Consider the following 23,071-nt stretch of genomic DNA (forward strand, 5'->3'; position numbering starts at 1 on the left):
GCTCAACTCGCTTCTGTGTGACGGCACTCCCGGGTGGCTGGACAGCGGCGTCCCGTGTCTCGTGGTCGCACCGGACGGTAACCGATAACTGGCGGGCGTCCAAATCGCGTGTCAGGTTCGCTGTTCCCACTCGACCCATCGCACACGGCGAGGTGACTGTCAGATTGGGGAGTTCAGCGTCCCGAAGTAGACTTGCCACGCGAGGGCGGACTTCGCGACCAGACTCAGCAGGATATACATCTTCTCGCCGAAGAGGTAGTCGCTCCACCGGGAGACTTCCAGGTACTGCAGTACCATGTTCAGCGCAAAGAGGTTGAAAAAGACGAAAATCGAGATGTAGATGTAGATGACGAACTCGGGAAACTCGCCGCCGCTGGCGGTCACGGACCCGATGAACGTCACCGCTATGGTAATCCAGGGTACGAGACCAGCGATGACACCGACCCAGTAGGGTGTCCAGTCAGTCTGTTCGGTCGACTCGTTCCGTTGCTCCATCAGGAGGCCCGCGAGGTTCATCACGGCCACGAGGCCAAACAGTGCCACCAGTGTCCCGAAGTCCCAGACGCCGGCAAGCATTCCGATGACGACAATCATCAGCGAGGCACTCACGGAGTATTCGTACCAGCGATACGGATTCATTCCTCGGTCCAGATACTGGACGTACCTGTCGTACCTGACCGTCGCGATAATCGTGTGGGCGAACGCCGAAATGAACAGAAAGCCCGCAACGAGCAACGGGAGGTTGAGGTCGAGAAACGCGACTGTCTCCGGAACAATCGACTGGGTTTCGGGATTGAACGTGTATCTGGTGCGAGTTACTGGCCACAGAACGTTCTCGGCCAGAAGTACCATTGCGACCCCTTGCAGGAAGTGGAGGACAGCCATGACGCTGTTCCACAGTCGGAGCCGGGTGTCTCCCGCCGTCTCACGCTGTTCGGGATTTCCTGTCGCTGTATCGGGCGTCTCGGTGCTGTGTGAGGGCATTGTTGGCGTATCAACTCCCTCCGGTATACTTCTGTGGGCGGTTGAACTGGTCTGGCACGACACGAGCTTTGCAACTCACGGGTGGCGTCGGACTCAGAGGGGTTCGGCACACTCCTCACAGAAGGTGTAGCCGGCATCGTTGACCGTCCCACAGTGTCGGCAGGTCTGGCGGTCGGGGTCGGTCTGGACCTCGTCGGCTCCCGCAGTCGGTGGGCCAGCGTCGAATACCTCGCCGTCAGTATCGCGCTCGATTTCGTCGTCTTTCCACTCGCGGCGGCGCTCGATTCCTTCGAGAACGATGTCTCGGATGACGGGGAGCGTGACGGCGAGTGCTACCAGCAGGAGGATGGTGACCGCGAGGAGGTAGAGTGTCCCCACCATCACCGGTGCTACGACCCCGAGACAGATAGTGGCTGTGCCGGTTCAGACTGCTGCTGGCTTTCGAAATCCTTTTCTCTTCCCTTGCCGACCGTCGAAATGGCGTTACGGCGCGCCGCCTTAGCTCAGACTGGGAGAGCACTCGACTGAAGATCGAGCTGTCCCCGGTTCAAATCCGGGAGGCGGCATTAGACTCGGAGTTCACATGCCTGCGAGCGTAGCGTACGCGCAGGAGGTGCCAGCCAGTTACTCTACCCTCTCGAAGCGCGGTGTTCCGGTGAACGAAGTTCCGTTTATTTCAATCGAGGCCGTCAAGCCGATCGGCGAGCGCGTCCATCATCTCCCACAGAAGTCCGGTGACTGAGCGTGCGCCGAACGAGACTGGTTCGTACGTGTACGCGTCGTTCGCGTCCTCCCGTTTCTGATAGTGAAGCAACCCGTCCACGTGCGGGTTCGGTTCACAATGGAACCCGCAGTCGAGTCCGTTTGACTCGCTGTAATGAAGGGTGTAGTACGCACGAACCGGCGTTCGCATCCAGATATCGTTCGCGCGGTCGGACGCTTCGGGGCCGGGGGTCGGATCCGGGACCCACGTTACCCGGAGTGACGCCGTCTCTGTAACGCGACCGAACCACGACGGGTTGAGCGTGGCTCGTAGTTCCCGGTACTCGTCCGGTGGTTCCCCTTCGACGGATCTAACAGCGGGATGTCGCACCAACTCGCCGCGTAACTCGCGTAAGATGCGGTGACGATCCCGCCCCGAATTCGCACCTCCATCGGAGCGAACACGTGCCCCGCGGGAATCAGGACGAGGGAGAGTGTTTCGGTGACCGCCGGTGTCGGGTGTGGTCTCTGGCGTGTCCCGTTCGCCCGTCATACCGTGATCGACGACGGGTCCGATGTCCAGGTGTCGTAGTTCTCGATAGCGTCCTGCACGAGCGAGAGCCGATACCGGGCGAGTTCCCAGTCGCTCGCAATCCGTACGAACTCGTACGCTTGCTCGGCGGAAACGTCGTCAGCAGCCGCCCGTTCGCGTAACGCGCCCGGCGAGTCTGCGTCGTACTCCGTCTTCCAGGCCCCAATGTCGTGTTTCAAGTCTGCGGCCTGCTCCGAGAGTTCCTGCTTCGTCGTCTCTCGGAGTAACTCTCGAACATCCCGAAGCCGGGTGTACAGTGGGTCCGGATAGTAGCGACGGGTCCCGTCCTTCTCGGTTGCCGTCACGACGCCGAGATCGATGAGCCGATGCAAGTGGTCCCGCGCCGTATTTGGAGAGACAGCAGCCTCCTCGGCTATCCACGGGGCGGGCTGCGCCTCCGAGAGCGTCATCGTGACTGATTTCACCCGATCGAACGCCGACGCGTGGTCCTTCCACGTCCCTATCCACTCGGGTTCGTCGTTGGATGCCTCCTCGGGTGACATACGCTACAGTACTCGCCCGAACGTAATAGTTCTACCCCTCCGCAAATTATTGCGTGTTATTCGGTGCCGGGTGACTATTGTCTAACCGTCGGACCAGACTGTGACGAACGAGAAGGAGGAACGCACACAGTTCGGCTCGTCGACGAGTCTCGGTAAAATGAAATGCCACGTTGTAGTGGTCAGTCCATGCCGAGACCGTACCCGTGACCTGATTCGGGTGAATGTCTCGCCACGCCATACACCCGCGATTACAGAGAAAGGTCTCCCACGACGTCTCGACGACAACGGGGAGGGACCGTGTCCACTGGACTGCCCGCTGTAACTCGCGTTTGAATCGCTCTCGCTCCCAGGTGAGTGCCGTGAGAAAGTCGTGTCCGGATTTGCGTTCGACGGCGAATTGCGGGTGATATGTATCTGTTTCCTGGTCGTGGGTACAGTATGCCGGCACGGTGTAGTCACCGGTCGAAAGAGTCACATCGCGTGTTTCGACCGGGTAGCAGTCGAACGCCCACGGACGTCGTTCGCGCGTGTCTCGCAGGATCGTCGTTGGAATCGGGGTTGTCTCTCGCGTCTCGACCATCTAACCGGGCCTGTGTCCGGTATCACGGGTAAACATTCGTCGCAGAGTCGCAAAGTCGGAGTTACACGACGATGTCGGCAAACGTCCACTCATCGGGCAACTGCTGGGCGAGTCCACAGTCTTCGACAACGGCCCGGAGTCGGTCCCGGATGCCGGGCTCCCAGTCGAATCCGGATACGGTTCGTACGGGCGGCAGAAATATAATCCGCCCCAACTCGGAAAATCCTGAAGGGGAGCCTATGCGAACGAACAGCCATGGGCGACTACATCGTGGAACTCAAAGACTCGGTCTTTCGCGAGACACCACTCTCGGAGGTGGATTTCGATGAGGACCGTCGACTTGCATTCGACTCGAAAGCGGATGCGGAGGAGTGGGTAACCGAACGGAACCGAGAACACGCGAGCAGGGGACAACTCACGCTCCACACCGCTCATCCGGCCGACACGTCGGACATCGACGCCTACGTCGTATTCCAGCCGGTGAAAGGCGTCTGGGTCCTAGATTCGTAGGCCCACAACCTCCCAACCGTCCACCACAGTATTACTACGGGTTCAATCCGTAGATACCATACCAACGATGGTTGATCCCGACCCGAAACTCACGGAGGCAGCAGTCCGGGATCTGGCACGTCCCCAGTCATACGACCGGGGGGAGAACTACTACGACGAGGGTACCGTCGTCGAACTCGTCCGGCGCGGTGAGACGATCCGAGCGACAGTTGAAGGCAGCCAGTACGAGCCTTACCAAGTGCGGATCGAACTCGACGAAACCGGGGTCGTCGACACGGCGTGTTCCTGTCCGTACGATCACGGTGGGATTTGCAAGCACCGTGTCGCTGTCCTCCTGACGTACATCCGTGATCCCGACAGGATCGATCAGCGACCGCCAGTCTCCGAACTGGTCGCCGACGCGGATCCCGAGGATCTCCGTGACGTTCTTGTCGACCTCGTCGAGAGTCGCCCCGAACTGGCAGAGCAGGTTGAGTCCCGGCTCGAAACACTAGAATCAGGAGATGAGGGCGACGACGCTCGCGACCGCACGCCCGACATCAATCGGGAGTCGATCCGCCAGCAGGTGCAGTACATTCTCCGTCCAACCGAGGGACGTAGCGCCCACGCGTACGACCCGTATGAAGCGGTTGAAACTGACGTCGAAAAGCTGCGAAACCTTCTCGACCAGGCACGGACAGCCGTCGAGGCCGGCGACGGCGAGACGGCACTGGATATCCTCAAACCGCTGGCCGACGAACTCATGGACGAGGAGTGGCTCGCTCTCTCGTACGACGATTCGCACGCGATCTTCGAGTTTTTCGACGAGGTCGACCGAGTGCTGGCCGATGCGCTGCTCACGGCCGACATCTCAGAAGCTGACCGGGCAGACTGGGAGGATCGCCTCTGGGAGTGGGAACAGGAGTTGGGGGGGTATACACACCAGCCACCGTACAGTGTCGCCCTCGAAGCGGCACAGCGAGGCTGGGACTTCGAGCCGGTCCAGCGAGCGATGGGCGGTGATATCACCCATGCCGACCTCTGGGAGGGCGACCCACCGTGGTACGCCGAGGACTTCGTCAGAGTCCGACTCAACGTTCTCGAACGCCAAGATCGCATCGAGGAGTACCTGAACCTGGCGGAGGCTGCGGACCTGATCGACGACTACGTGACCATGCTCGTCGAGGAGGGTCGGATCGACGAGGCGATCGAATACGGCCGACGCAATCTGTACTCCCCGGACGAGGCACTCACGTTGGCCCAAGTCCTTCGGGAACACGACCGGCCGGAGGACGCCCTGGAGATCGCCCAGCACGGATTGACCCTCGACGACAGCAGCGGGAAAGCAGAGCTAGCCGAGTGGCTCCGCGACCGGGCCAGCAGCATGGGTGAATCCGAGATTGCGCTGGAGGCAGCCATCGCCGCGTTCGATGCCTCGCCGACACTTGCAGCCTACCAAGCCACGGAAGAACTCGCTGGTGAGGAGTGGCCGACCGTTCGCGAGAAGCTACTGGAGTCGCTTGCAGACAGGGACACGAGACAGCGGACTGCGCGACGGCACGTCGAAATCTTTCTGTACGCGGAGCGATACGACGAGGCCATCGCCATCGCGGACCGCTTTTCGGACTACAAGGTGGTGGAGCCGGTTGTCGAGGCCGTCTGGGAGGAGTTCACCCACTGGACGATCGACGCCTGTAAGGAGCAGGCCGAGCCGATCATCGAGGAAGGACAGTCTCAGCGGTATCGCCATGCTGTGGACTGGCTGGAGTATGCGGGGAAGGCAGCCCAGGCGTCTGGCGACCTCGACGAGTGGCGTGCCTACGTCGAAGAGATCAAAGACGACCACTACCGGAAATACAAGCTCCGTCCGATGCTCGAAGATCTGTTGAAGGAGTTCTCGGGATGAACGGAACTGAGTGAGAGGGGATGACTGGTACTACCAGAGACCGCGTCCTCACCGCGCTGGACGAGCGTGACGTCAGCCGCCTCGAAGATGGGCTAACACTGGAGAAGATCAGAGAACGGGCTTTCGGATTCCAGTTCGAGGCAGGGGACGAACTCTCGTTCCGGATCGAGCGCCACCCGACGATGTACCTCTCGGACGCGGGTGTAGCGGGGCTCGACGCTTCACCCGCTCGGTTTCACGTCGTGACGGCGTATCGACTGGATCTGACCGATGACGCCTGGCATATCGAAGAGCTCTCTTCGACCTTCGAGTACGAGCCGTGGATGGTGATCGAAGCCGAGTTGGGGGACGGGCCTGTCGGAAGAGCCATCGAGGAGGGAATCGAGAAGGTCAACACCGCTGACGATCCGGAAGCGACCTTCGAAGAGGTGTTCGAGTCGTGGATCGACCACTGGGAGGAGAAGTTCGACGAACTCGATGGCCGAGATGTTCCTGAAGAAGACAAAGACGCGATCGTCGAGCTGTTGGTCGATGAGCTGAAGGAGCGAGCGGAGATCGACTGAGTGGTCTCCGCTTGGCTCCTGACAGGCAACTCGTGCGACACGCTTCTCTGTCTCCGCGGATATATTACGGTTGATGCAAACGGAGACGTGGATCGAGCGAACCATCATCGACCAACTCACGACTCACGATAGACGCTACAAACACGATTACGGTGGCATCGAGAAAACGACTGACGACCTCGTTGCAGCCTGTGCGAAACTCGATCTCGTCACGTCAGGGGACGAACCCGGACTTCCATCGATCGACCAGTTTTTTACAGCGGAAACGGATCTCGAACCAGAGGTCGAGACGACACTCCAGACACTGGAGGAACGGGGCCTAATCGAGTACGTTGGGGAGCGCGAGCGGTTGGGCCCACCGCTCGAACCGGGTGACTACGGGACGACAGCCCGCTGGGAGCCGACAGTCGAGGGACGGGCCGAAGCGAGTGCAATTCGCGAGGCATACTCCACGGAGGTCGAAGCACTCGCGGAATCGCACGGTACAGAGTCAGACGAGTTCAAGAAACAAATCGTGACGCTCGCCAGAACGTACGGCATCCTCCCGGACTACTTCGGATGAGATCGGGGTCGAGGCTCAGACCCCAGCTTTCTCCAGCTCGTCGAGAAACGCTGGCCGGTTCGAGTACTCGTCTCGCAGGAACGATACTAGATTTTCGAACCGTCGGTCACGTCCCAGCGTCTGTATCGTCCGGAGGTGTTCCGCGACCTGTCGGTAGTACTTGCGCCGACTCGCGTCGGCAGCGGCCTTCTTGATCTCGCGACGATACGCATCGAAGTACGCGGCGGGGTCGTGGTCCCCGAGTTGGTCGATATACGCTTCGAACAGGTTGAGGTCGTGGGTGTTTGTGACCGTCTCGAAGGCGTCCTCGGTCTGCTCCTCTCGCAGGTAGATTTCGACGATCGTGTCGGCTTCCCACCGACTATCCAGTCGGTCAACGATCGTGTTGACGACGTGCTCCCACTCGTCGTCGGGCGTTGCTGCCTTCAGCCGGTCGTAGTACGTCCAGTCCGTCTGTTCGACGAATAGCCGGATCATCGTGTCCCGGAAAGCGTCGGGATCGGTCCCCTCGTACTGATCGACGAGGAACTCACGGAGCTCGACCGTATCCGACCCCGAGAACTCGTCAGCTCCGTACTCCGCGACGGTAATTGCGGCCTCATTTTCACCTTCCTCCGCGAGAAGTCGAGCGTATCTGAGACAGAGGTGCCGAGACGCAGGATAGTGTCGGTTGAGGATGGCTCCGAGTTCCGCCTGCTCGTCGATGCGGTCGAGCAGTTCGACGTAGCCGCGCAACCACGCGGTTTCCGTGAATCCGTCGAGTAACTCCTCTTCGTCGGCAGAGGCGGTGAGATCACCGCGTCGCCACGTATCCGTGTCTTCGTCGTACTGGTCACCGTAGAGTCGATCGTCGAGGCGGTCCCGCAATAGGGACTGCCAATAGCGATAGTCGTCCTCGGTCGTGCATAGCTCCCAGAGTGCTTCTCTGAAGTGCTGTGGGAACCCCCCTTCCTCGTGTTCGTCGAGCCACTGGTCGAAACAGTACTCGATGTACTCGCGTTTCTCCTCGTGTGGAAGGTTCGCGTCTCGGATACAGGTTGCGTAGCTCGCGATGGCGTCCTGAAAGGATTGGTCGTGTTCGAACCCACCCCGGTGGGGATCGAATTCGTGGAGGTGATCGCGCATCGCCTCGAACATCGCACGATAGATGGTCGCCGCATCGCGGTGTCGACCCTTCTCGATGTAGGACTCTGCCCTGTCTTCGTATGTGGTGAAGTTCGGCACCGACTGGTACCCGTACTTGGATTCGATTTCGTCTCGTAGTTCGTAGATGTCGAGATCCGACGTGTTCAGAAAGGAATGAAACCGCTGTTCGAGGTCCGGGTCGGCTGCCAACTCCCGGGCGAGAAACGCTCGGAGCACCTCCGGCGGCGTTTCTTCGAGTTTCTCTTCGATGTCGCTCATACTTCCATGTCGCTGAACGTCCAGTCCTCTCCCAGTCGTCGGTGGAAGCCCTCGGCTTCGATCGTCTCTCGCAGCCGCGATCGAACTGCCTCGTCGAACTCGAATCGGTCGTCCAGTTCCTCGCGACAGTCCCAGTACCGGGGGATTTGCAGCGACGACTCGCGGTCGACCGTGGCCAGGATCGACGCCAGCAGGCATCGGTCTTCGTAATCGATTCGCTCGTCGGTGAGCAACGCGTCGAGCAGGTCGGCCGCGGCGTGTTGGTCGGCGTAGAACGTATGAGGGAGCACGCCCCGCACCCAGAACAGTTCCTCGGTGACGACCTCTTGGACGTGGTCTGCAACCGAGTGCTCGGGATGGCCGATCCCCCAGCCGTACGTGAATGACTCTTCGCCGCTGGTTTCTCCCATCGACTCCCAGAACGAGCCGAGATACGCAAGCGCCTCGATGGGAACCGCCGCAACGCCATCCTCCAGCCGCGTCCGGATGACGTGCCGTCCGACGGCGTTCTCGATGACCGGGCTCGTGAAGGGCTCGTCAGCGGTGCTTTCACGCGGATAGGCGTCGATGAGATCCACGAGAAAGTCCCAACCCTCACGTGTGGCGATTTCGTCGAGAGCCGCTGCGGCCGGCTCGTAAAACGCCCAGAAGAGCCCGCGATACGTGTCGTAGTCTTCTCTGTCGTGGTACTCCCGGAGCTCTCGCTCGTACTGGCCGATCAACCGGAACGCAGCGTCGACGTCACCCTGGGCAGCCCCCTCAAGATTGGTTTTCAACGTATCGCTCGCGGCTTCGAGTCCCCGCTTCCTGCGTTCCGAGTTCCGTCGCTGCATGTCGGCGTCGAGCGCGTCCGAAATCGAATCCAGGAACGCGTCGAACGACGATAGTGGGCCCCGATCGGCTGGCTCGTCGGCCGGACAGTCGTGCAGGCGAAGGCGGCTCAACGTGTTGAACGTCTCGCCACAGGCGTCGCATTCGTGTGGCATCGTTCGTGTTCGTCTGGATATGCGAGAGGGAGACGTATCTGTGTTCGGGGAGCTACCCCACGGAATCCGAAAGCGTGGCGGTACGGTCACTCCAGGTAGTCCGTTCCCGGATCGAGGGTTTCGGGTCGCTCATCCGCGCGATAGCTTACTGTTCGTCCAGATCGGGGTACTGGGACGGTGCCGCGCCCTGTTCGTCGACGACGGTCTGGTCGCCATCCAGCGATCCCTCGCGGGCCTCCTGGAGTTCGATGTAGTGTTCCCAGTTGTCGCCCATATCGAACGTGTAGGACAGCGCACCCAGCTCTTCCGGATCGAGTTCGTCGACCGTCGTCTCGGCGGCGTCGCCCTCTGGCGGCGGATTCGACTGGAGGTCACGGAACCGCTCTTTGGTCGCTTCGGTGGCGTCGTCGGGCACGGCCTGTTGGATGAAGCGGTCGATCTCCTCGTCGTCCATCGGTCGCCAGCTTGTCCCGCCCTCGTAGAGCATCGGGTGGACGTAGCTCCGGAGCGCGATGCCGTTCTCGTCACGTGTGATGAACTCGTAGGCGTGGCTCTCCCAGCGATCGAACGCATCGAAGATCGCCTCGTGGAACGCAGCGAGCGTGTGTGACCCGTCGATCTCGATGTCGCGCCAGACCTCCTCGTCGGGCTCGAATCCCAGCGGTGGATGCGGCTGGAGCCAGACGCGAAACACGTAGGTCGTCATGCACAATCTAACGCAGGTCAGTGTTGTAGATTTTTCGCGTAGACACCAGATACCTACCGATAGATCGATTTGCTGACTTCCTCACTCGTATCGCTCCTCGAGGTCGTCGAGTGCGCGCCAGAACTGCTCGTCGTTGATCCGTGGCTCCGTCGTCGCCCGCGCCTCCAGCACGCCAGCGTACGTGTCGAACTCTTCCGGAGTCGGATCGGTCGCGAGGATGCAGTCGGCGTAGCCGTCGAGTGCGGTCTGGATGGTCTTTGCGTAGTGGTCGTGAGCGCCGTCGATCCAGTTGTACTTTTCGTCGATTTCCTCGAACACCGCCCGGTAGACGGTCGCAGCGGCCAGATACCGCTCGCGGTCACGGTACTGCTTGGCGATCTCGAAAAACCGGGAGAAGTCGATCGCCTCGAACACGACCGGGTCTGCGTGTTGCTCGAACGACTGCGCGATTTTCTCGCGGTACTCCTCGACTGATCTGTGCTCGTCGCCAAAGTGTGCGAGGAACTGCTCGCGTAGCTCAGCGTGTTCGGCGAGTGCATCACGGACGAATTCACGCAAGTCGTCGGCCGACACGTCGTCGAGAACTGCCTCGACGCCCTCACTCTCGTCATCTGGCGGGCCGGCAGCGATATCCAGTAACACGGCGACGACGTGTTTGCAGTCGCCACCACCGTCGTACGGACAGCTGCACTTCGTATCGAGACTGTGCCCACCGAACTCGATCGTCACGTCGTACAGTTTCGACCCGCTGACGGCCGCGGTAACGAGGTCGTCGAACCGGTCAAGCTGTTGAATGCGCCCCTCCTTGCGGTACGTTTCTCCCCGCTCGAACACGGCGTCCGTGCTCCGATTTCGGATGGTTTCCTCGTCAATGTTCATATCCCATCGTTCGCGGTCAGGTCTAATTTGAGTTCGGTTCGACAGTATCGCCCTGCCGGTTTGGGTCGGCAAGCGCCATCGTGAGTGTCACTGCGAGGCGTTTATCTAACGGTTCGTTCGCCCGCCCACAGTGGGGCGACTGGATACAGGCCGGACAGCCGTCCGCACAGCCACAGTCGGCGAGCAATCCCCATGTGTGCTGGAGGAGTCCCTCGATCTGGTCGTATCCGTTCCGGGCCAGCCCGACGCCACCGTGGTACCCGTCGTAGATGAACAGAGCGCTCGTCTCCGTCTGTGGATGGTCGGTCGTCGAGACACTCCCAACGTCACGGCGGTCACAGAGAATTACGAGCGGGAACGTGGCGACGAGGGCATGCTGGACTGCGTGGAGGCCGCCCTCGAACGAGCCGGACATCGTCTGCATGAGTCCTTCGAGGCCTGGCGGGAGTGTCAGGTACAGCGCACGGGTCGACAGCGTCGTCTCGGGCAGGTCGAGTGATTCGTCGCTGATAATCTCTCCCGTTCGGTGGTCACGCCGCTGGAAGCCTGTGACTTGCTTTCGACGAGTTACGTCCGCAAAGTGAACGGTGACATCCTCGCGGGTCGCCAGTGGTTTGGTGGTGATGTCTTCCTCGATCGTCATCGACTCCTCGAACTGGACGCGGGTCTGATGGTCGCTCTCTGTCGGTGCAAGCCACGCTACGTCACGGTCAAGGTCAAGCGATTGCACCTCGTAGCTCTGGCCTTGGTGATGGTAGATTGCACCCGGATGGACATCCCGAAGCGCGGCGTCGAGAGGCAATTCCCCGAGTTCGTCTGACTGGCCGCCCCGAACCCTAAGGACGACAGTGCGGTCGGTGACAGTGCGGAGCCCCCGCTCGTAGGGATTCACCGTCCGGCCGCTGGCCGTGCGTCGCCATTCGAGCCCATCGGCTGTTTGTCGGCGGGTCAATTCGCCGTCGTCGGTGAGCGCACTGACAATGTCGGGAAACGCCGGGCCGAAATACCGCTCATCGGCGGTTCGAAGCGGTCGTTCGATGGCTGCCGCGTGAGTGTGCAGTCGAAGGAGATGTGGGTTCGACGGGTTAGCGACGGCGCGTTCCGGGGTTCCTTCGAACAGCTCGCTGGGGTGGTTGATAACGTACTGGTCGAGTTGGTCTTCGCTGGCGACGAGGGCGACGAGACTCGGTTCGGTCCCACGCCCGGCCCGACCGGCCCGCTGGAACGTCGACATTTGTGTGCCCGGGTAGCCGTCCAACAGCACAGCGTCGAGACTCCCGATATCAACGCCGAGTTCAAGTGCGCTGGTACTCCAGACGCCCGCACACTCGTCGGTGTGCAATGCCGTCTCAATGGCCCCACGCCGATCATCGCGTAAACCCGCATGGTACGCTGTAACACTCTCTGCGAGGTCGCCCTTGCCCCGCTCGGCGAGGGTGTCACTGCTGATAGTCGCATACCGTTCTGCAGTCTGTCTGGCGCGCGTAAACGCCACCGTCTGGTAGCCGCGCTGGACGAGATCGACGAACAGACGCATCGTTTCCCCATGGTGGGAGCGACGCTGCCCCGCCCCGGCAGGTGCGTCTCCCTCGTCGTATTTCGGTGGTTGCCAGAACAGCCACTGGGTCGGCCCAGTCTCACTGGTATCCGTGTCGACGAGGGCAAACGAATCCGTGGGTTGGCCAGTAATCGTTGCCGCGTGCTCTCGGGGGTTACCGATTGTCGCCGAACAGCACGCAAACTGGGGGGTCGCATCAAACCGCTCACAAAGTCGCGTGAGTCGACGAAGGACGAGACCGACGTGGCTTCCAAACACCCCACGATACTCGTGGACCTCGTCAACGATCACGAGGTCAAGTGACTCGAAAAAGGATCGCCAGAGATCGTCAGCGTGGCTGAGCAGACCACAGTGGAGCATATCAGGGGTCGTCAACACGAGTGAGGGATCTGCCTCACGGGCCTGCTGGCGCTCAGATGAGGAGAGGGCGCCCGTATACTGGGTGACGGAGATATTCTCGAACGGTGCGGCAAACTCAGATAGTGTCGCTTCCTGGTCGTTGATCAGCGCGACCTGTGGGCCGATATACAGCGTGCGACCATCGTGGTCGCGGGCCCGCTCCATGGCTGGAATCGTGTACGTGAGGCTCTTGCCGCTCGCTGTTGGCGTCGCCAGCACGACATTCTGGCCCCGACGGATTGCCTCAATAGCGTCGGCTTGGTGCGCATAGAGTTCGTCGATACCCCGGTCAGCGAGTTGTCCGGTAACCGCGGAACCCATCTCACAGGGCCGGGTCTCTGGACTGCGGGCAGATACCGCTCGCTGGAACTGCATCTGGTCGTGATAGTAGTCTCGATGCCGAACCCAGTCGACGAACTCGTCCACGAGAGACAGTATGTGCGTACTCGCATATATTACTCGGCAGTCACGGATCGTAGTGATAGATATACGGGTGTGTCTCCTTGCCGTCGGGTAAAATCTCCGTCAAAATCTCTTTGACGTGCTGCTCGGAAGTCCCACTAGCGACGATTCGATCGTTATAGATCGCAAAGTACGCTTCCTTGAGGTCGGTCTCGCGTAGCTCCCGCCCCAAGCTTCGTGCCCGAGCTTTGCCCATCTCTTGATGATAGATTCGTTCTAGCTCGTTCGATTTGTTCTTGAGTTCGGTGATATCCTCCGCGTATCGCTCCCGGTTGCGCTTGTTTTTCATGTAGTACCGGAGTTGTTCCGCGTCGGATTTCTCTGACTCGTCGGATACTGGGAGAGTTTCGATTATTCCAAAACGATGTTTAGCCTCTTCGTAGCTGTCGTCGATATCAGTACTCAGGTTACCACCGGCGACCAGTCGCTGGATGGCCAGCCAGCCGTCGGTCACGATACTGTCCTCAAAGGGGAGCAAGGCGACGTTTGTAACGAACACCGGGAGCCGCTCTTCGGGCCAGAGATCACTAAAGGGCAGACGAACAGCCTTGACACCGAACGCCTGCGGTGGGTCGTCCCAATCGAGAAACACCGCGTAGTCCGAGTGATGCCGGACAACGACGAACTCACCGTACTCGTAGTCGGTCCAGCCCGCGATTGTATCGAGGTCATCGGTAGCGAGGTCAGCTGGATTTTTATCGACGAATGCCTCAATGACTGCTGCGGTATCTTCCTCGTAGAGCTGTTCGCGGAGCGGCAGGAGTTCGCCAGTACTCCGGTTGGCGATGTCCGCAACTGTCTCGATATCCTCAATTACGTCGAACCGGTCGTTGACATACACGAGCAGGTTGGCATAGAGATCGAGAAAGCGGTTCTCGCGTTCCATGTCCAGCATCATCGGAAAGTCCTCGTCACTCCCGTTACCATGCTCGGCAGCGATATCCTGCAGCATCTCGTCGTTCAGTGTCTCGTCTATTACTTCGTTGAGTTCCTGCATCAGCATCGGATCGAGGAGTTCGGCTAGTTCGTCAGGTGTTGGACCGTTTTCCTGCTCGAAGAGGTGTTCAATCTCCTGCTCATCCAGCGAATCGATGCGCTCCTCCATAATTTGCTGGAGCTGTTCATCCAGTTCCTGTTGCGTCTCCTCGTCGACGAGATCGCGCAGCGGTTGCCCATCGGGTAACTCCATGTCGTCAGCATCGGGTAGGCCCATGCCATCGATATCCGGTAGTACGTCGAACTCGATGTCGTCGCTGATCGGATCGATTTCGAGTACGTATCCCGTGTCATCGTCGACTTCCGGAAGTTGGTCCCCACCGAACTGCCGAAGCATCGCTGGATCAAGTTGCGAGACGATCAGCTGGAACGTCTCGGGATCCATATCCTGTTCGAGAGTCTTGAGTTCCCACTCGTCCCAGCCGTGATGTAGTGCGTAGACTTGGCGTCCATCACGGACAAGAGCGTCGACAATTCCCTCGGTATCACAGTGGATGCAGTAGGAGTAGAAGGCCATCGGACAGTTGAGGTTCTGTGTCTCGACGAAGTCCTCGAATTCGCCCTCCTTCAGCGGCCGGTTCGGAAGATATTCTGTGTCGACCATACTGACACTCCCAATCGGACGGTACAAAAACGGTTGGCCGAGAGCCTGAACACTTTAGCCAAAGCCGTCGTACTCTTTCCCATGCCATTCAGCGTCAGTTGGCACACGCTCCTTGAGGAACTCGATGACCTCTCCGACGGGGCTGAACTCATTACGCCACTCTCTCACGATCGATTTCGAATCACGGACATACAGGAGCATCGTGTTATAATCACTCTTGACGAGTCCGGTGAGCGTTACCCACTCCAGCGCGAGCAGTTCGAGACGCTCTACCGGCGGATTCAGGATTCGAATGGCGAGTTCGAGCTTGACCGCCTGCCGGCCGATGCCGACCCGTACCCGGCGGTCCTGAGCCTGCACCCGCGCTTTGAGATTGACGGCGATAGCGGGGTCATTGTCGAAACAGAGGGCCCGACAGAGACGCAACTCGTTGACGGCAACACGCTTTCGGGAGCCGATGACCGTGTCGAACCCGATGGACTGGATGTCTACTCCGATGCCTTGCTCCTCATCGACGCGCTGGAACGGCATGACGTAACAGGCCTCAGCGAACTTGAGACGGACGCCTTGGTGAACATCTACACGCTCTGTTCGGATGTCCAGCGGAACGCAAACGAATTCCGACAGGATGTCGCCGACGTGCTCCTCGACCGACTCCATCACGACCAACCGGTCTACGGCCAGTACGGGTCGGTCCAGCGAACGTCACGTCGCAATCGCTCACTCAAAGACGATGACGACGTGTTGGACCTGCTGGAAGATGCTGGGATTGCGCGTGAACGTGTCATGAGCGTCGATTCGAGTAAGGTAGCTGAGGCTCTGGATGTGACCGAACTAGCTGAGTCGGATCTCTATGAGGTTTCTGAAAGCGAGTACGTCCGGAAAGCCGAAGTCGATGACGATGTCAAGGAATCACGCCTCCAAGGGTTGAAAGACCGATTGGCGGCAAGCGACGATGCGGAGTCCGACGAACTACGACAAGAAATTGAAGCGCTTGAGGAGCGTATCGACGACCTCACCAGTTTCAGCAAAGGGACTCAAATGAAGGGGTAGTTGGCTACTCCAGCAGACGATGCTCAATGGCAGTAATGATACAAATAGTATTTAAAAGAATCGGCTAGAATGCCGGGAGGCGGCATTTTCCTGCGAACGAAGTGAGCAGTGAAAACGCTCCCGAGCGGATTTGAACTAGACGAGTCGCGCACAGCGAACGAAGTGAGCGAGCACGTCTCGGCGAGGTTCACACTCCGGGAGACTATATTCTTTCACTGTCTGAATCCTGAGAACTTCCCTTCTCTAGGTATCGTTGTGCTAATAAATTTTCCGAGTGTTCTCATCCCATTATACTAATTTATTATATATTTAATTATAGAACATATACGTTTACGTATGATGACGCGTAGATCACTGATCACCCGCGGTGGAGCATTTGTTGTAACGGTAGGAGTAGCTGGCTGTCTCTCGGATTCCGAAGACGAGAGCGGAGGGGAATTCCAGTTCGAGCGGGTAGTCTTCAGCGACGAAAACCCAGGGAAGTACGACTCTTACGAGGCCGTACCCGAGCGGACGACGTTCGTCGTTGACGATCGATTGTGGCTCCTCGTCGTCGTACGGAACGCTCCGACAGACGACGGCACTGCGTCGCTCACGTACACCTTCCGGACGGTCACGCCGGGGGGAACGACCTGGGAGCCAGTGGTCGAACGCGAAGAGGAGTGGGAGAACGTCGAAGCCACCGACAGGCTCGTCGTCTGGGAGCGGTTCTCAACTTACCCAGAGGACACGCCCGGTGAATACGAGACGGAAGTCACTGTCGAGGACATTGTGGGCGGCGAACAACTGCGGACGGCTGAGACGTTCGAACTAGAGAGGGGTGGGTGATACCAATGATATCTCGCCGACGACTCGTGATCCAAGGCGCATCGGTCATCGCAGGTGCGACGCTGGCTGGCTGTCTGGACAGTACTGACAGCCCCGACGAAAACGCCGGGGATGCCGGGACCACGGAGACAACGGACCATCCCTTTGCTGTCGAGGAGTTCGTGTACACGACACGCCGGGCGCGACGGCTCGGGGAGTACACGCCCAGACCCGACAAAACGTATCGTGATCGTGAGAAAATCTGGATATACATCGAGTTGTCGAACGTGACGCCGGTGGAGTCCGGCCCACATCTGGATTCGACCTGGGAGCTCCTCTCTCCAAGTGGCGAGGTCCTTGTCTCGACGGAAGAGTCGATGACGATTCCGGACGGATCACTCGAGGAGTTGCCAAACGAGGCGTTCGTCACACAAGGGATCGACACGACGGCGTTCGAAATCCCGACGTCCGGCGAGTATACGCTAAACGTGACACTGACCGATCGGGGGTCGGGCGAGACCATCGACCTGTCGCGGTCGCTAACGATACGCAAGTTCGAATTCGAAACCGTCGCCTTCACTGACGGTGAGCCGTCGTTCGACGACTACGACCGGAAGCCCAATCGGACCTACACCCGAGGCGAAGATGTGTGGGTGTACACCGAAGTCGTCAACGCGCCGGTTGATGACAGTGGACGTGCGAGGCTGGTGTACCAGTTCGAGGTCGAGCCACCGGAGGGCGAACCCTGGCGACCGGACGATACGACCGAAGAGTGGGAACGGGTTCAAGAAGACGAAATACTGGTGTATTCGAGAGCCTTTGCGACGTACGAGGACGACCCCGCCGGTGAGTACACGATGACGATATCGATCACGGATCGAACGGAGGGTACACGAATTCAGACGACGGAGACGTTCACACTCGATTGAGATGGGCCTGTAATATGGCCTCTCGTCGCAACTGGTGACTGCTGCCAAAGTGACTGTATCTCTTCGACGACGGGTTATCGTCACGCGGGGGCACAGTCGCGTTCGATAACCGGTATCTCGTAGGTGTCCTCGAACTCGCCGTCGAGCGGGCTCGGCTGGTACAACTGGTAGAGCATTACCTGTTCGACTCGACCGTCGTGTTCGGTGTTGGCCCGTTCACAGGCCCAACTGGCATAGCGCTCGGCGATAACGCCGGAGGTGTTCTCTGAACCGGAGCGACTGACAGACTGCATGAACTTGCGGTGTCGGAAGGTCTCGTATTCCTGTGAGGCGTCCGGTGGGCGGTCGAAATCCACTCCCCCGCCGTCGAGCGCATCGACAGTCGACCCGTTCGCAAGCGTCCCCTGGACGACGTACCAGCTGTACCCTTCGGCGGGGTCGGGGGCGTACAATCCCCAACTTTGCTGGTCGAGGTGGCTGTAGTCGATACCGTCCGGAACCTCATAGCTGGTGACATTGGCCGCGGCAAACAGGAGTATCCAGGCGAGGACGGCAACGCCTGCGATGGTCAACAGCGACCGTGCGTACGATGCAGCGTACGAGGCGGCAAATTCGTTCCCGCGCTCGCGAACTTTCTCGAGGAGTCGCTGCTCTGTCGGGGGACGCCCGAGGGGGCCGAGCGACGCCGCGGTCGGTCGCCGTTCTGCCCACTGGGCCGGAACCCGTCGTACCAGCGCATCCCAGAAGGGCGCTGTGAGAAAGGGAATAACCGACGCGATGAGGACGAGCGGGAACAGGCCGACAGCCATCGTCACGACCATCCCCGCGAACACAGACATATACGCCACCGCGGCGAGTGCTCGCACTCGCCCGACTGTCGACAGGAGAAACACGACCGAACCGGCGAGCAGTATCACCCAGGTGTAGTTGAGTACTGTCAGGAGAGTGGGATAGTCGACGAGGCTGTTTCCGAGATAGATCGTCATGACATCGTTTTTCATCGCGATTTCGAGTGCGTCACCGGCGTACCAGTTCTCGCCGCGATGTTTCAAAATCGCGTTCGACGTGAAGACGACAATCGGCTGGACCAGCACGGCGGCGGTCCCGAAACTGGTGACGCTGGACCGGGCCGATCCGCGACGGAGCGCGTCGACTGACCACCGTTCGCCCAGCGGTGCCACGAGTGAGACGAACAGCAGGACACGAAGCAGGCGGTCACCGCCGTTGAGCACGGCCGGGTTTCGCCCGTGTAACGAGAACAGCAACACGAGCGATACAGCCCCGACGAGTCGCGTCCGGTAGCCCAGTATCAACGCGACGGCGAACAGCCCCGCGACGACAAACAGCAACTGCTGGACCCACAGTGCACCGGACAGCGCGTGGAGAGAGAGGCCGTTGTACTTGATGTAGGTCGCTTCGTATGCCGTAACTGGGTAGACGCCGGCGTCGGTGTAGAACAGTTCGATGTGGGCGGCACGATGAACGAGGTCGACGAGGAGGATGAGTCCGAGTGCGATTCGGAGGGCAGCGAGCGCGCGGGCATCGACGGTGAACCGCGAGCGAATCCGCTCCCAAACCGGTTCGAGACGGTCGCGGAACTGATCGTAGCCGGCGGCGACCGTCTGGCGGCGGGATTGCTCCGATTGTCGGGTCATCTTTAGAGGGCGGTCGAGCAGATGCACATTCGTATTCCGCTATCTACTGAGTATTTTGTGGTATCTATCCCTCTCAGACACGTTCGGGTTCCTCGTGTGAGACGGAAGTCGAGGGCCGACACAGTATAGGCTACTTGATATTCTCTCCGAGTCGGTCGAACGCGAGTGATACCACAACCACCGACAGTGCGCAGTAGCGGCCGTTTCGCTCTCTGCAGCCGATTTAATTCACTATCAGCGTGCGGCCATCGCTGACTGTCCAACGGAATAGCTCATACTGTTGGCTGTAAGTACGTGGAGATGTTGCAGCCGACAGTCTCAGTGTCCAGAGAAATTTACGGAGAATCAAGGAGAAAGCCCTGCCCTTCACAGTAGTTGCCGAATCAGATTCTCATCGTAGCAGCTACGGCCAAGCTTGCTTTGGAATCGCAGCGAGTGTGACTCTTTGCCCAGCAGTAGATGCTCGGAAGGAGCGAGGGAACGCCGTTTGACGGCGTTCCCGAGCGATACCTCTCTAAAAGGCGCTTGCTAACCGGTTTCCCGGTCGAATCGACCGGCTAGCCTAGCCATAGTCCGTCAAGACGAGTCGTTGAAAGATCCGCGTCGAAATTGGTGGTTTCTCTGGTCGGTGCTTACCACCGACAAGGACGTTTGCGAGCACCCACAAATTGTACAGCGCCACGGCGAACAAAAAGTAGAACAACCGTACCGAGAACGTCGGCGACGACGTTCTCGGGAGGAAGCCACCGATCTGGCGATAGGATGTTTCGATGCCCCAGCGGCGGCGAACGCCGCCGCGTACGCTTTGGCTGTTGAAGCATCGACGTCCAAACTCGTCACAAACCAGACGTGCTCGTCGTCGTTCGAACGGTGCGGAACCGCGAAAACCGTGACATCTACCGATGCTGTCGGTTTGCGCTTTCGCTGCATCGTGTACGCATCGACGACCGTCTCAGCACCGGCGCTGAGACGGTCCTTCATTCCACTACTCGGGCGTGCGCGAACGATGTAATCAACGCCCAACTGCTCTAACTCTGCGACAACGTGGACTTGGTAGAAGCCACGATCGAGGTAGACGTGTCGAATCGAAACATACTCACGCGCCGTTTCGAGTAGGGAGCGAACGGCTTCGCGTTTGGCGCGGAAGCCGTTCGCGTCCATCGGCAGGACATCGAGAGTGAACCGAATGCGCGGAGCAACGATACAGAGCGTTGCGAAGCAAAATGCTCTGTTCGTTCCCAGGTCAGGATACGTCGTTATCACATGGTCGGTGTCGGCTGAACCGTAGAACCGCCATTCGTGGAGGTCGATGGCAACCTCGACATGAGCGGGAAGTCGCCGTTGTGATCGAAGGACTTCGAATAGGCGGTCCCGAACGCCATCGAACTGTGCGTTGATAGCGTCCGTCGAGAGATTTCGCAAGTGGTAGAGCAACGATTTAGCGAGAGAGTTCCGAGCAGTGGACGTGATGTCTACTTGCTCGTCACGATCAAGTCGGAGCGTCTTCCCACCCGTGTTTGCGAATTCCTGATCGAAGGCGATACGAGAGAGGATTTCGAGAACATCCTCTCTCGTGTATTCGCCGCACGGTTTCACGTTGAAGTCCAGCTCTGGGTACAGCACCGTCGAAGCAGCACGACAGACCTGTTTCGCCTCAGCTGTCTCGACCATCTCTCAACCAACGTAATCCAGCGTGAAGAATCTCAGCTAGGTTCGGCAACTACTGTTCAGCGCGGGGAGGATGTCAAGAGGAAACAATATAGCGAGCAAGTCGCATCTGAGTATTGACTTCAGGGCTTCAATCGGTGAATACTGCTTTTTATCTTATCCCCTTCAAATTGTAGACGCACTGAAGTGTGACGCACGGAGAATCCTTACGTATGAATCTATCAAGACGACAAATACTCGAAACTGCGGCTGTGGTAAGTCTCGAACTCGGAATCAGTACTGACGGTGGGACAGTCGGTCAGCGTGATTCGGGACAGCAGGCCCAACTTGCTGACCGAGAAGGAGCGGGCTGGTACAATTCGGTCGTTCGAATGGCAGATGATGGGTTCCTTCTCAGTGGTGCGAGAGTAACGAATTTCCCAGGTGTCGCCGGCGGGACTTCTCCGATAGCCATTGGGGAGATAGAAAAGCGAACCGACAGCGGTGAGCAGGTCTGGTCACGAACGTATACGCCGCCGCCGTTACGAGATGCCGACGAGGTCATCCCTGACAAGGTCAGCCAGTTTTACTTCGCCTTGCCCGACAGTGGGGAGGGGCATCTCCAGGTGGGTGGATATTTTGACGGCGGGCCGGTCTCGACACAGACCTGGCTGGTCAAGACCGACGCGCAGGGCGACAGCCAGTGGGAACAGTGGGACATCAGTGCCGAAACCGACTCCTTTGCGAACGAATTCCGGGACGGCGTGGTCGCGACCGGCCAAGACGGCTATCTCCTCGCTGGCCGAGCTATCGGTGGGTCAGCCGTCGACGACCGAACTGGTGAGGGGTGGGTAGTTGCTCTCGACACCGACGGAACCGTACGCTGGAACCGGATGTACAATCCCCGTGGCGAGCGCTACGACGACTGGAGTGACGACCCCGAACACGACGAATTCTACGCCGTTACGGAAACCGGCAGCGGAACCTACCTGCTCGCCGGTGAGGCACTCGGAACCGACGAATCGTCGTCCGCTGGCTGGCTCGTCGAAATCACGCCCGACGGTGACGTGCAGTGGGACCGAACGTACAGTATCGGAACTGACGACTTGCAGTTCGTCGACGTGATACAAACTGACGGCGGGTACGTCGCCGCGGCGATTCGGGGTGAGACGGCTCCGCCAATCGGCTGGGAAGACGCGCTGGCCGAGGAGGACAAACGGGGATACCTGTTCGGTGTCGATACCGATGGGACCGTCCAGTGGCGGCGGGAAATCGACGTGCTCTGTCACACAGTTCGCCAGACCGAGAGCGGCTCACTCCTCGTGCTCGGCCAACGAGATGACCGTGCAGTCGCTGCGCTCGTCAGTAGCGACGGCACCCAGTTAGAGCGCATCGTCGCAGAGCGCCCGGGCGACACTGCGTTCTTCGATAGCGCCACCGTTGGCTCGGAGAAGATACTGGTGGGAAAGCGTTCGACAGATGGGCTGTTCGTGACTGTCGGCGACGATACCAACGGAGACACACAGAACACACTGACGGTCACCAAGGAGGGTGTCGAGGACGGCCGCGGTGCGTTCTTCGTCGCCTCGCAAGCCGGTGTCTCCAGGGCAGAGACCGGAGAGGGTGTCACTACGGGCACAGCGACACTCGACTGGCTGGGACCGCAGACCGGAACCGACACCCACTACGTCCAGGGAGAGCCGGAGACACTCTTGATCAAAGGCACGGTGAGGGTCCGCTGGAACGGGTCAGTCGTCGACCCGGACGATATCAGCACGAGCGGGACAACCGTCGACCCCGACTCGCTGTCGCAGACGCTTCGTGTCGAGAGTACGGGGACTGGAGCGGGCTACTTCGCGGTGACGACCACGGACGGGATTGCGCCGGTCGATGCCGAACCGGAGACTGACGGATTCACCGCCCTCGACTGGGTCGGGCCAGAACGCGGTGTCGACACGTTTCGGTTCGACGGGGAGATTACGCGGTTTCTCTCGACAGAGCACGTCCGCGTCTTCGTCAACGACACCGAGGTTGACCGCAACGAGGTGACGCTCGCGACCCGGTAGTGCGTGCATAATTTTGCGTCGGTAGCCGCTCGTGAGAGA

Annotated in this window: 21 protein-coding genes, 1 tRNA gene and 1 pseudogene; 9 read left to right on the forward strand and 14 right to left on the reverse strand. The window is 59.5% G+C overall.

All coding sequences use genetic code 11. From position 1 onward, the window contains the following. Window positions 1-159 precede the first annotated feature (159 nt). Together heR and WDJ60_RS09270 are read right to left on the reverse strand one after the other, a co-directional pair. A complete protein-coding gene (heR, locus tag WDJ60_RS09265; protein ID WP_340100097.1) occupies window positions 160-984 on the reverse strand; it encodes a heliorhodopsin HeR in 825 nt (274 codons plus the stop codon). Window positions 985-1,077: 93 nt separating this feature from the next. After that, the gene (locus tag WDJ60_RS09270) at window positions 1,078-1,365 is read right to left on the reverse strand and encodes a DUF7577 domain-containing protein (RefSeq protein WP_340100098.1); all 288 of its coding nucleotides are present in this window, start codon (window positions 1,363-1,365) and stop codon (window positions 1,078-1,080) included. A gap of 111 nt (window positions 1,366-1,476) precedes the next feature. Here WDJ60_RS09270 and WDJ60_RS09275 point away from each other — a divergent pair. After that, window positions 1,477-1,550: transfer RNA gene (locus tag WDJ60_RS09275), tRNA-Phe, on the forward strand. A gap of 110 nt (window positions 1,551-1,660) precedes the next feature. On the opposite strand, the gene WDJ60_RS09280 is transcribed toward WDJ60_RS09275, so the two are convergent. The 4 genes from WDJ60_RS09280 to WDJ60_RS09295 form a co-directional block, all read right to left on the reverse strand. Then, window positions 1,661-2,077: a hypothetical protein gene (locus WDJ60_RS09280; protein WP_340100099.1), complete on the reverse strand. Its 417-nt coding sequence runs from the start codon at window positions 2,075-2,077 to the stop codon at window positions 1,661-1,663. 158 nt (window positions 2,078-2,235) lie between these two features. Then, window positions 2,236-2,781, reverse strand: a complete 546-nt coding sequence (locus WDJ60_RS09285; protein ID WP_340100100.1) for a helix-turn-helix domain-containing protein — start codon at window positions 2,779-2,781, stop codon at window positions 2,236-2,238. A 46-nt stretch (window positions 2,782-2,827) separates the two neighbouring features. Continuing rightward, window positions 2,828-3,361: an ERCC4 domain-containing protein gene (locus WDJ60_RS09290; RefSeq protein ID WP_340100101.1), complete on the reverse strand. Its 534-nt coding sequence runs from the start codon at window positions 3,359-3,361 to the stop codon at window positions 2,828-2,830. 61 nt (window positions 3,362-3,422) lie between these two features. Then, a complete protein-coding gene (locus tag WDJ60_RS09295) occupies window positions 3,423-3,575 on the reverse strand; it encodes a DUF8137 family protein (RefSeq protein ID WP_340100103.1) in 153 nt (50 codons plus the stop codon). A gap of 41 nt (window positions 3,576-3,616) precedes the next feature. Here WDJ60_RS09295 and WDJ60_RS09300 point away from each other — a divergent pair, with 41 nt between their 5' ends. The 4 genes from WDJ60_RS09300 to WDJ60_RS09315 all read left to right on the forward strand — a co-directional run bounded on the left by WDJ60_RS09300 (window position 3,617) and on the right by WDJ60_RS09315 (window position 6,881). Beyond that, on the forward strand, window positions 3,617-3,871 hold the full coding sequence (locus WDJ60_RS09300; protein WP_340100104.1) for a DUF8081 domain-containing protein: 255 nt from the start codon (window positions 3,617-3,619) through the stop codon (window positions 3,869-3,871). 67 nt (window positions 3,872-3,938) lie between these two features. Further along, window positions 3,939-5,756, forward strand: coding sequence for an SWIM zinc finger family protein (locus WDJ60_RS09305; RefSeq protein WP_340100105.1), 1,818 nt, complete (start codon window positions 3,939-3,941; stop codon window positions 5,754-5,756). Between the two features lie 20 nt (window positions 5,757-5,776). Then, a complete protein-coding gene (locus tag WDJ60_RS09310) occupies window positions 5,777-6,319 on the forward strand; it encodes a hypothetical protein (RefSeq protein ID WP_340100106.1) in 543 nt (180 codons plus the stop codon). A gap of 73 nt (window positions 6,320-6,392) precedes the next feature. Then, window positions 6,393-6,881 carry a hypothetical protein gene (locus WDJ60_RS09315; RefSeq protein ID WP_340100107.1) on the forward strand — a complete coding sequence of 163 codons (489 nt, stop codon included), beginning with the start codon at window positions 6,393-6,395 and terminating at the stop codon, window positions 6,879-6,881. Window positions 6,882-6,896: 15 nt separating this feature from the next. Here WDJ60_RS09315 and WDJ60_RS09320 read toward each other — a convergent pair whose 3' ends face one another. The 6 genes from WDJ60_RS09320 to WDJ60_RS09345 all read right to left on the reverse strand — a co-directional run bounded on the left by WDJ60_RS09320 (window position 6,897) and on the right by WDJ60_RS09345 (window position 14,875). Beyond that, window positions 6,897-8,285: a hypothetical protein gene (locus WDJ60_RS09320; protein WP_340100108.1), complete on the reverse strand. Its 1,389-nt coding sequence runs from the start codon at window positions 8,283-8,285 to the stop codon at window positions 6,897-6,899. Continuing rightward, on the reverse strand, window positions 8,282-9,271 hold the full coding sequence (locus WDJ60_RS09325) for a DUF8137 family protein (RefSeq protein ID WP_340100109.1): 990 nt from the start codon (window positions 9,269-9,271) through the stop codon (window positions 8,282-8,284). Before WDJ60_RS09325 ends, WDJ60_RS09320 begins: the two co-directional genes overlap by 4 nt. 145 nt (window positions 9,272-9,416) lie before the next feature. Continuing rightward, window positions 9,417-9,977 (reverse strand): IS1096 element passenger TnpR family protein, encoded by a 561-nt coding sequence (locus WDJ60_RS09330; RefSeq protein ID WP_340100110.1) that lies wholly within the window; start codon window positions 9,975-9,977, stop codon window positions 9,417-9,419. Window positions 9,978-10,058: 81 nt separating this feature from the next. Next, window positions 10,059-10,856: an SWIM zinc finger family protein gene (locus tag WDJ60_RS09335; RefSeq protein WP_340100111.1), complete on the reverse strand. Its 798-nt coding sequence runs from the start codon at window positions 10,854-10,856 to the stop codon at window positions 10,059-10,061. A gap of 22 nt (window positions 10,857-10,878) precedes the next feature. Beyond that, window positions 10,879-13,239 carry a DEAD/DEAH box helicase gene (locus WDJ60_RS09340; RefSeq protein WP_340100112.1) on the reverse strand — a complete coding sequence of 787 codons (2,361 nt, stop codon included), beginning with the start codon at window positions 13,237-13,239 and terminating at the stop codon, window positions 10,879-10,881. A gap of 40 nt (window positions 13,240-13,279) precedes the next feature. Further along, complete coding sequence (locus tag WDJ60_RS09345; RefSeq protein WP_340100113.1) at window positions 13,280-14,875, reverse strand: hypothetical protein; 1,596 nt, start codon at window positions 14,873-14,875, stop codon at window positions 13,280-13,282. An 81-nt stretch (window positions 14,876-14,956) separates the two neighbouring features. On the opposite strand from WDJ60_RS09345, the gene WDJ60_RS09350 reads away from it, so the two are divergent. The 3 genes from WDJ60_RS09350 (at window position 14,957) to WDJ60_RS09360 (ending at window position 17,664) form a co-directional block, all read left to right on the forward strand. Continuing rightward, window positions 14,957-15,928: a DUF7983 family protein gene (locus WDJ60_RS09350; RefSeq protein WP_340100114.1), complete on the forward strand. Its 972-nt coding sequence runs from the start codon at window positions 14,957-14,959 to the stop codon at window positions 15,926-15,928. A 336-nt stretch (window positions 15,929-16,264) separates the two neighbouring features. After that, the gene (locus WDJ60_RS09355; RefSeq protein ID WP_340100115.1) at window positions 16,265-16,756 is read left to right on the forward strand and encodes a hypothetical protein; all 492 of its coding nucleotides are present in this window, start codon (window positions 16,265-16,267) and stop codon (window positions 16,754-16,756) included. A 5-nt stretch (window positions 16,757-16,761) separates the two neighbouring features. After that, window positions 16,762-17,664 carry a hypothetical protein gene (locus WDJ60_RS09360; protein WP_340100116.1) on the forward strand — a complete coding sequence of 301 codons (903 nt, stop codon included), beginning with the start codon at window positions 16,762-16,764 and terminating at the stop codon, window positions 17,662-17,664. Between the two features lie 80 nt (window positions 17,665-17,744). On the opposite strand, the gene WDJ60_RS09365 is transcribed toward WDJ60_RS09360, so the two are convergent. Both WDJ60_RS09365 and WDJ60_RS09370 read right to left on the reverse strand, forming a co-directional pair. Next, window positions 17,745-19,319: an HTTM domain-containing protein gene (locus tag WDJ60_RS09365; protein ID WP_340100117.1), complete on the reverse strand. Its 1,575-nt coding sequence runs from the start codon at window positions 19,317-19,319 to the stop codon at window positions 17,745-17,747. A gap of 562 nt (window positions 19,320-19,881) precedes the next feature. Next, window positions 19,882-20,990 (reverse strand): annotated as a pseudogene (locus tag WDJ60_RS09370) (transposase). A gap of 248 nt (window positions 20,991-21,238) precedes the next feature. Between WDJ60_RS09370 and WDJ60_RS09375 the strand changes: the two are divergent. Continuing rightward, complete coding sequence (locus tag WDJ60_RS09375; protein ID WP_340100119.1) at window positions 21,239-23,032, forward strand: hypothetical protein; 1,794 nt, start codon at window positions 21,239-21,241, stop codon at window positions 23,030-23,032. Window positions 23,033-23,071 lie beyond the last annotated feature (39 nt).

The organism is Salinibaculum salinum (assembly GCF_037645885.1).
Taxonomy (GTDB): Archaea; Halobacteriota; Halobacteria; order Halobacteriales; family Haloarculaceae; genus Salinibaculum; species Salinibaculum salinum.

What these genes read in the sequence shown, in the direction of transcription:
- heR (WP_340100097.1), bottom strand. Translation starts at nt 984, where the DNA reads ATGCCCTCACACAGCACCGAGACGCCCGATACAGCGACAGGAAATCCC.
- WDJ60_RS09320 (WP_340100108.1), bottom strand. Translation starts at nt 8,285, where the DNA reads ATGAGCGACATCGAAGAGAAACTCGAAGAAACGCCGCCGGAGGTGCTC.
- WDJ60_RS09330 (WP_340100110.1), bottom strand. Translation starts at nt 9,977, where the DNA reads ATGACGACCTACGTGTTTCGCGTCTGGCTCCAGCCGCATCCACCGCTG.
- WDJ60_RS09365 (WP_340100117.1), bottom strand. Translation starts at nt 19,319, where the DNA reads ATGACCCGACAATCGGAGCAATCCCGCCGCCAGACGGTCGCCGCCGGC.
- WDJ60_RS09315 (WP_340100107.1), top strand. Translation starts at nt 6,393, where the DNA reads ATGCAAACGGAGACGTGGATCGAGCGAACCATCATCGACCAACTCACG.
- WDJ60_RS09345 (WP_340100113.1), bottom strand. Translation starts at nt 14,875, where the DNA reads ATGGTCGACACAGAATATCTTCCGAACCGGCCGCTGAAGGAGGGCGAA.
- WDJ60_RS09310 (WP_340100106.1), top strand. Translation starts at nt 5,777, where the DNA reads ATGACTGGTACTACCAGAGACCGCGTCCTCACCGCGCTGGACGAGCGT.
- WDJ60_RS09285 (WP_340100100.1), bottom strand. Translation starts at nt 2,781, where the DNA reads ATGTCACCCGAGGAGGCATCCAACGACGAACCCGAGTGGATAGGGACG.
- WDJ60_RS09350 (WP_340100114.1), top strand. Translation starts at nt 14,957, where the DNA reads ATGCCATTCAGCGTCAGTTGGCACACGCTCCTTGAGGAACTCGATGAC.
- WDJ60_RS09290 (WP_340100101.1), bottom strand. Translation starts at nt 3,361, where the DNA reads ATGGTCGAGACGCGAGAGACAACCCCGATTCCAACGACGATCCTGCGA.
- WDJ60_RS09270 (WP_340100098.1), bottom strand. Translation starts at nt 1,365, where the DNA reads ATGGTGGGGACACTCTACCTCCTCGCGGTCACCATCCTCCTGCTGGTA.
- WDJ60_RS09325 (WP_340100109.1), bottom strand. Translation starts at nt 9,271, where the DNA reads ATGCCACACGAATGCGACGCCTGTGGCGAGACGTTCAACACGTTGAGC.
- WDJ60_RS09300 (WP_340100104.1), top strand. Translation starts at nt 3,617, where the DNA reads ATGGGCGACTACATCGTGGAACTCAAAGACTCGGTCTTTCGCGAGACA.
- WDJ60_RS09305 (WP_340100105.1), top strand. Translation starts at nt 3,939, where the DNA reads ATGGTTGATCCCGACCCGAAACTCACGGAGGCAGCAGTCCGGGATCTG.
- WDJ60_RS09355 (WP_340100115.1), top strand. Translation starts at nt 16,265, where the DNA reads ATGATGACGCGTAGATCACTGATCACCCGCGGTGGAGCATTTGTTGTA.
- WDJ60_RS09335 (WP_340100111.1), bottom strand. Translation starts at nt 10,856, where the DNA reads ATGAACATTGACGAGGAAACCATCCGAAATCGGAGCACGGACGCCGTG.
- WDJ60_RS09360 (WP_340100116.1), top strand. Translation starts at nt 16,762, where the DNA reads ATGATATCTCGCCGACGACTCGTGATCCAAGGCGCATCGGTCATCGCA.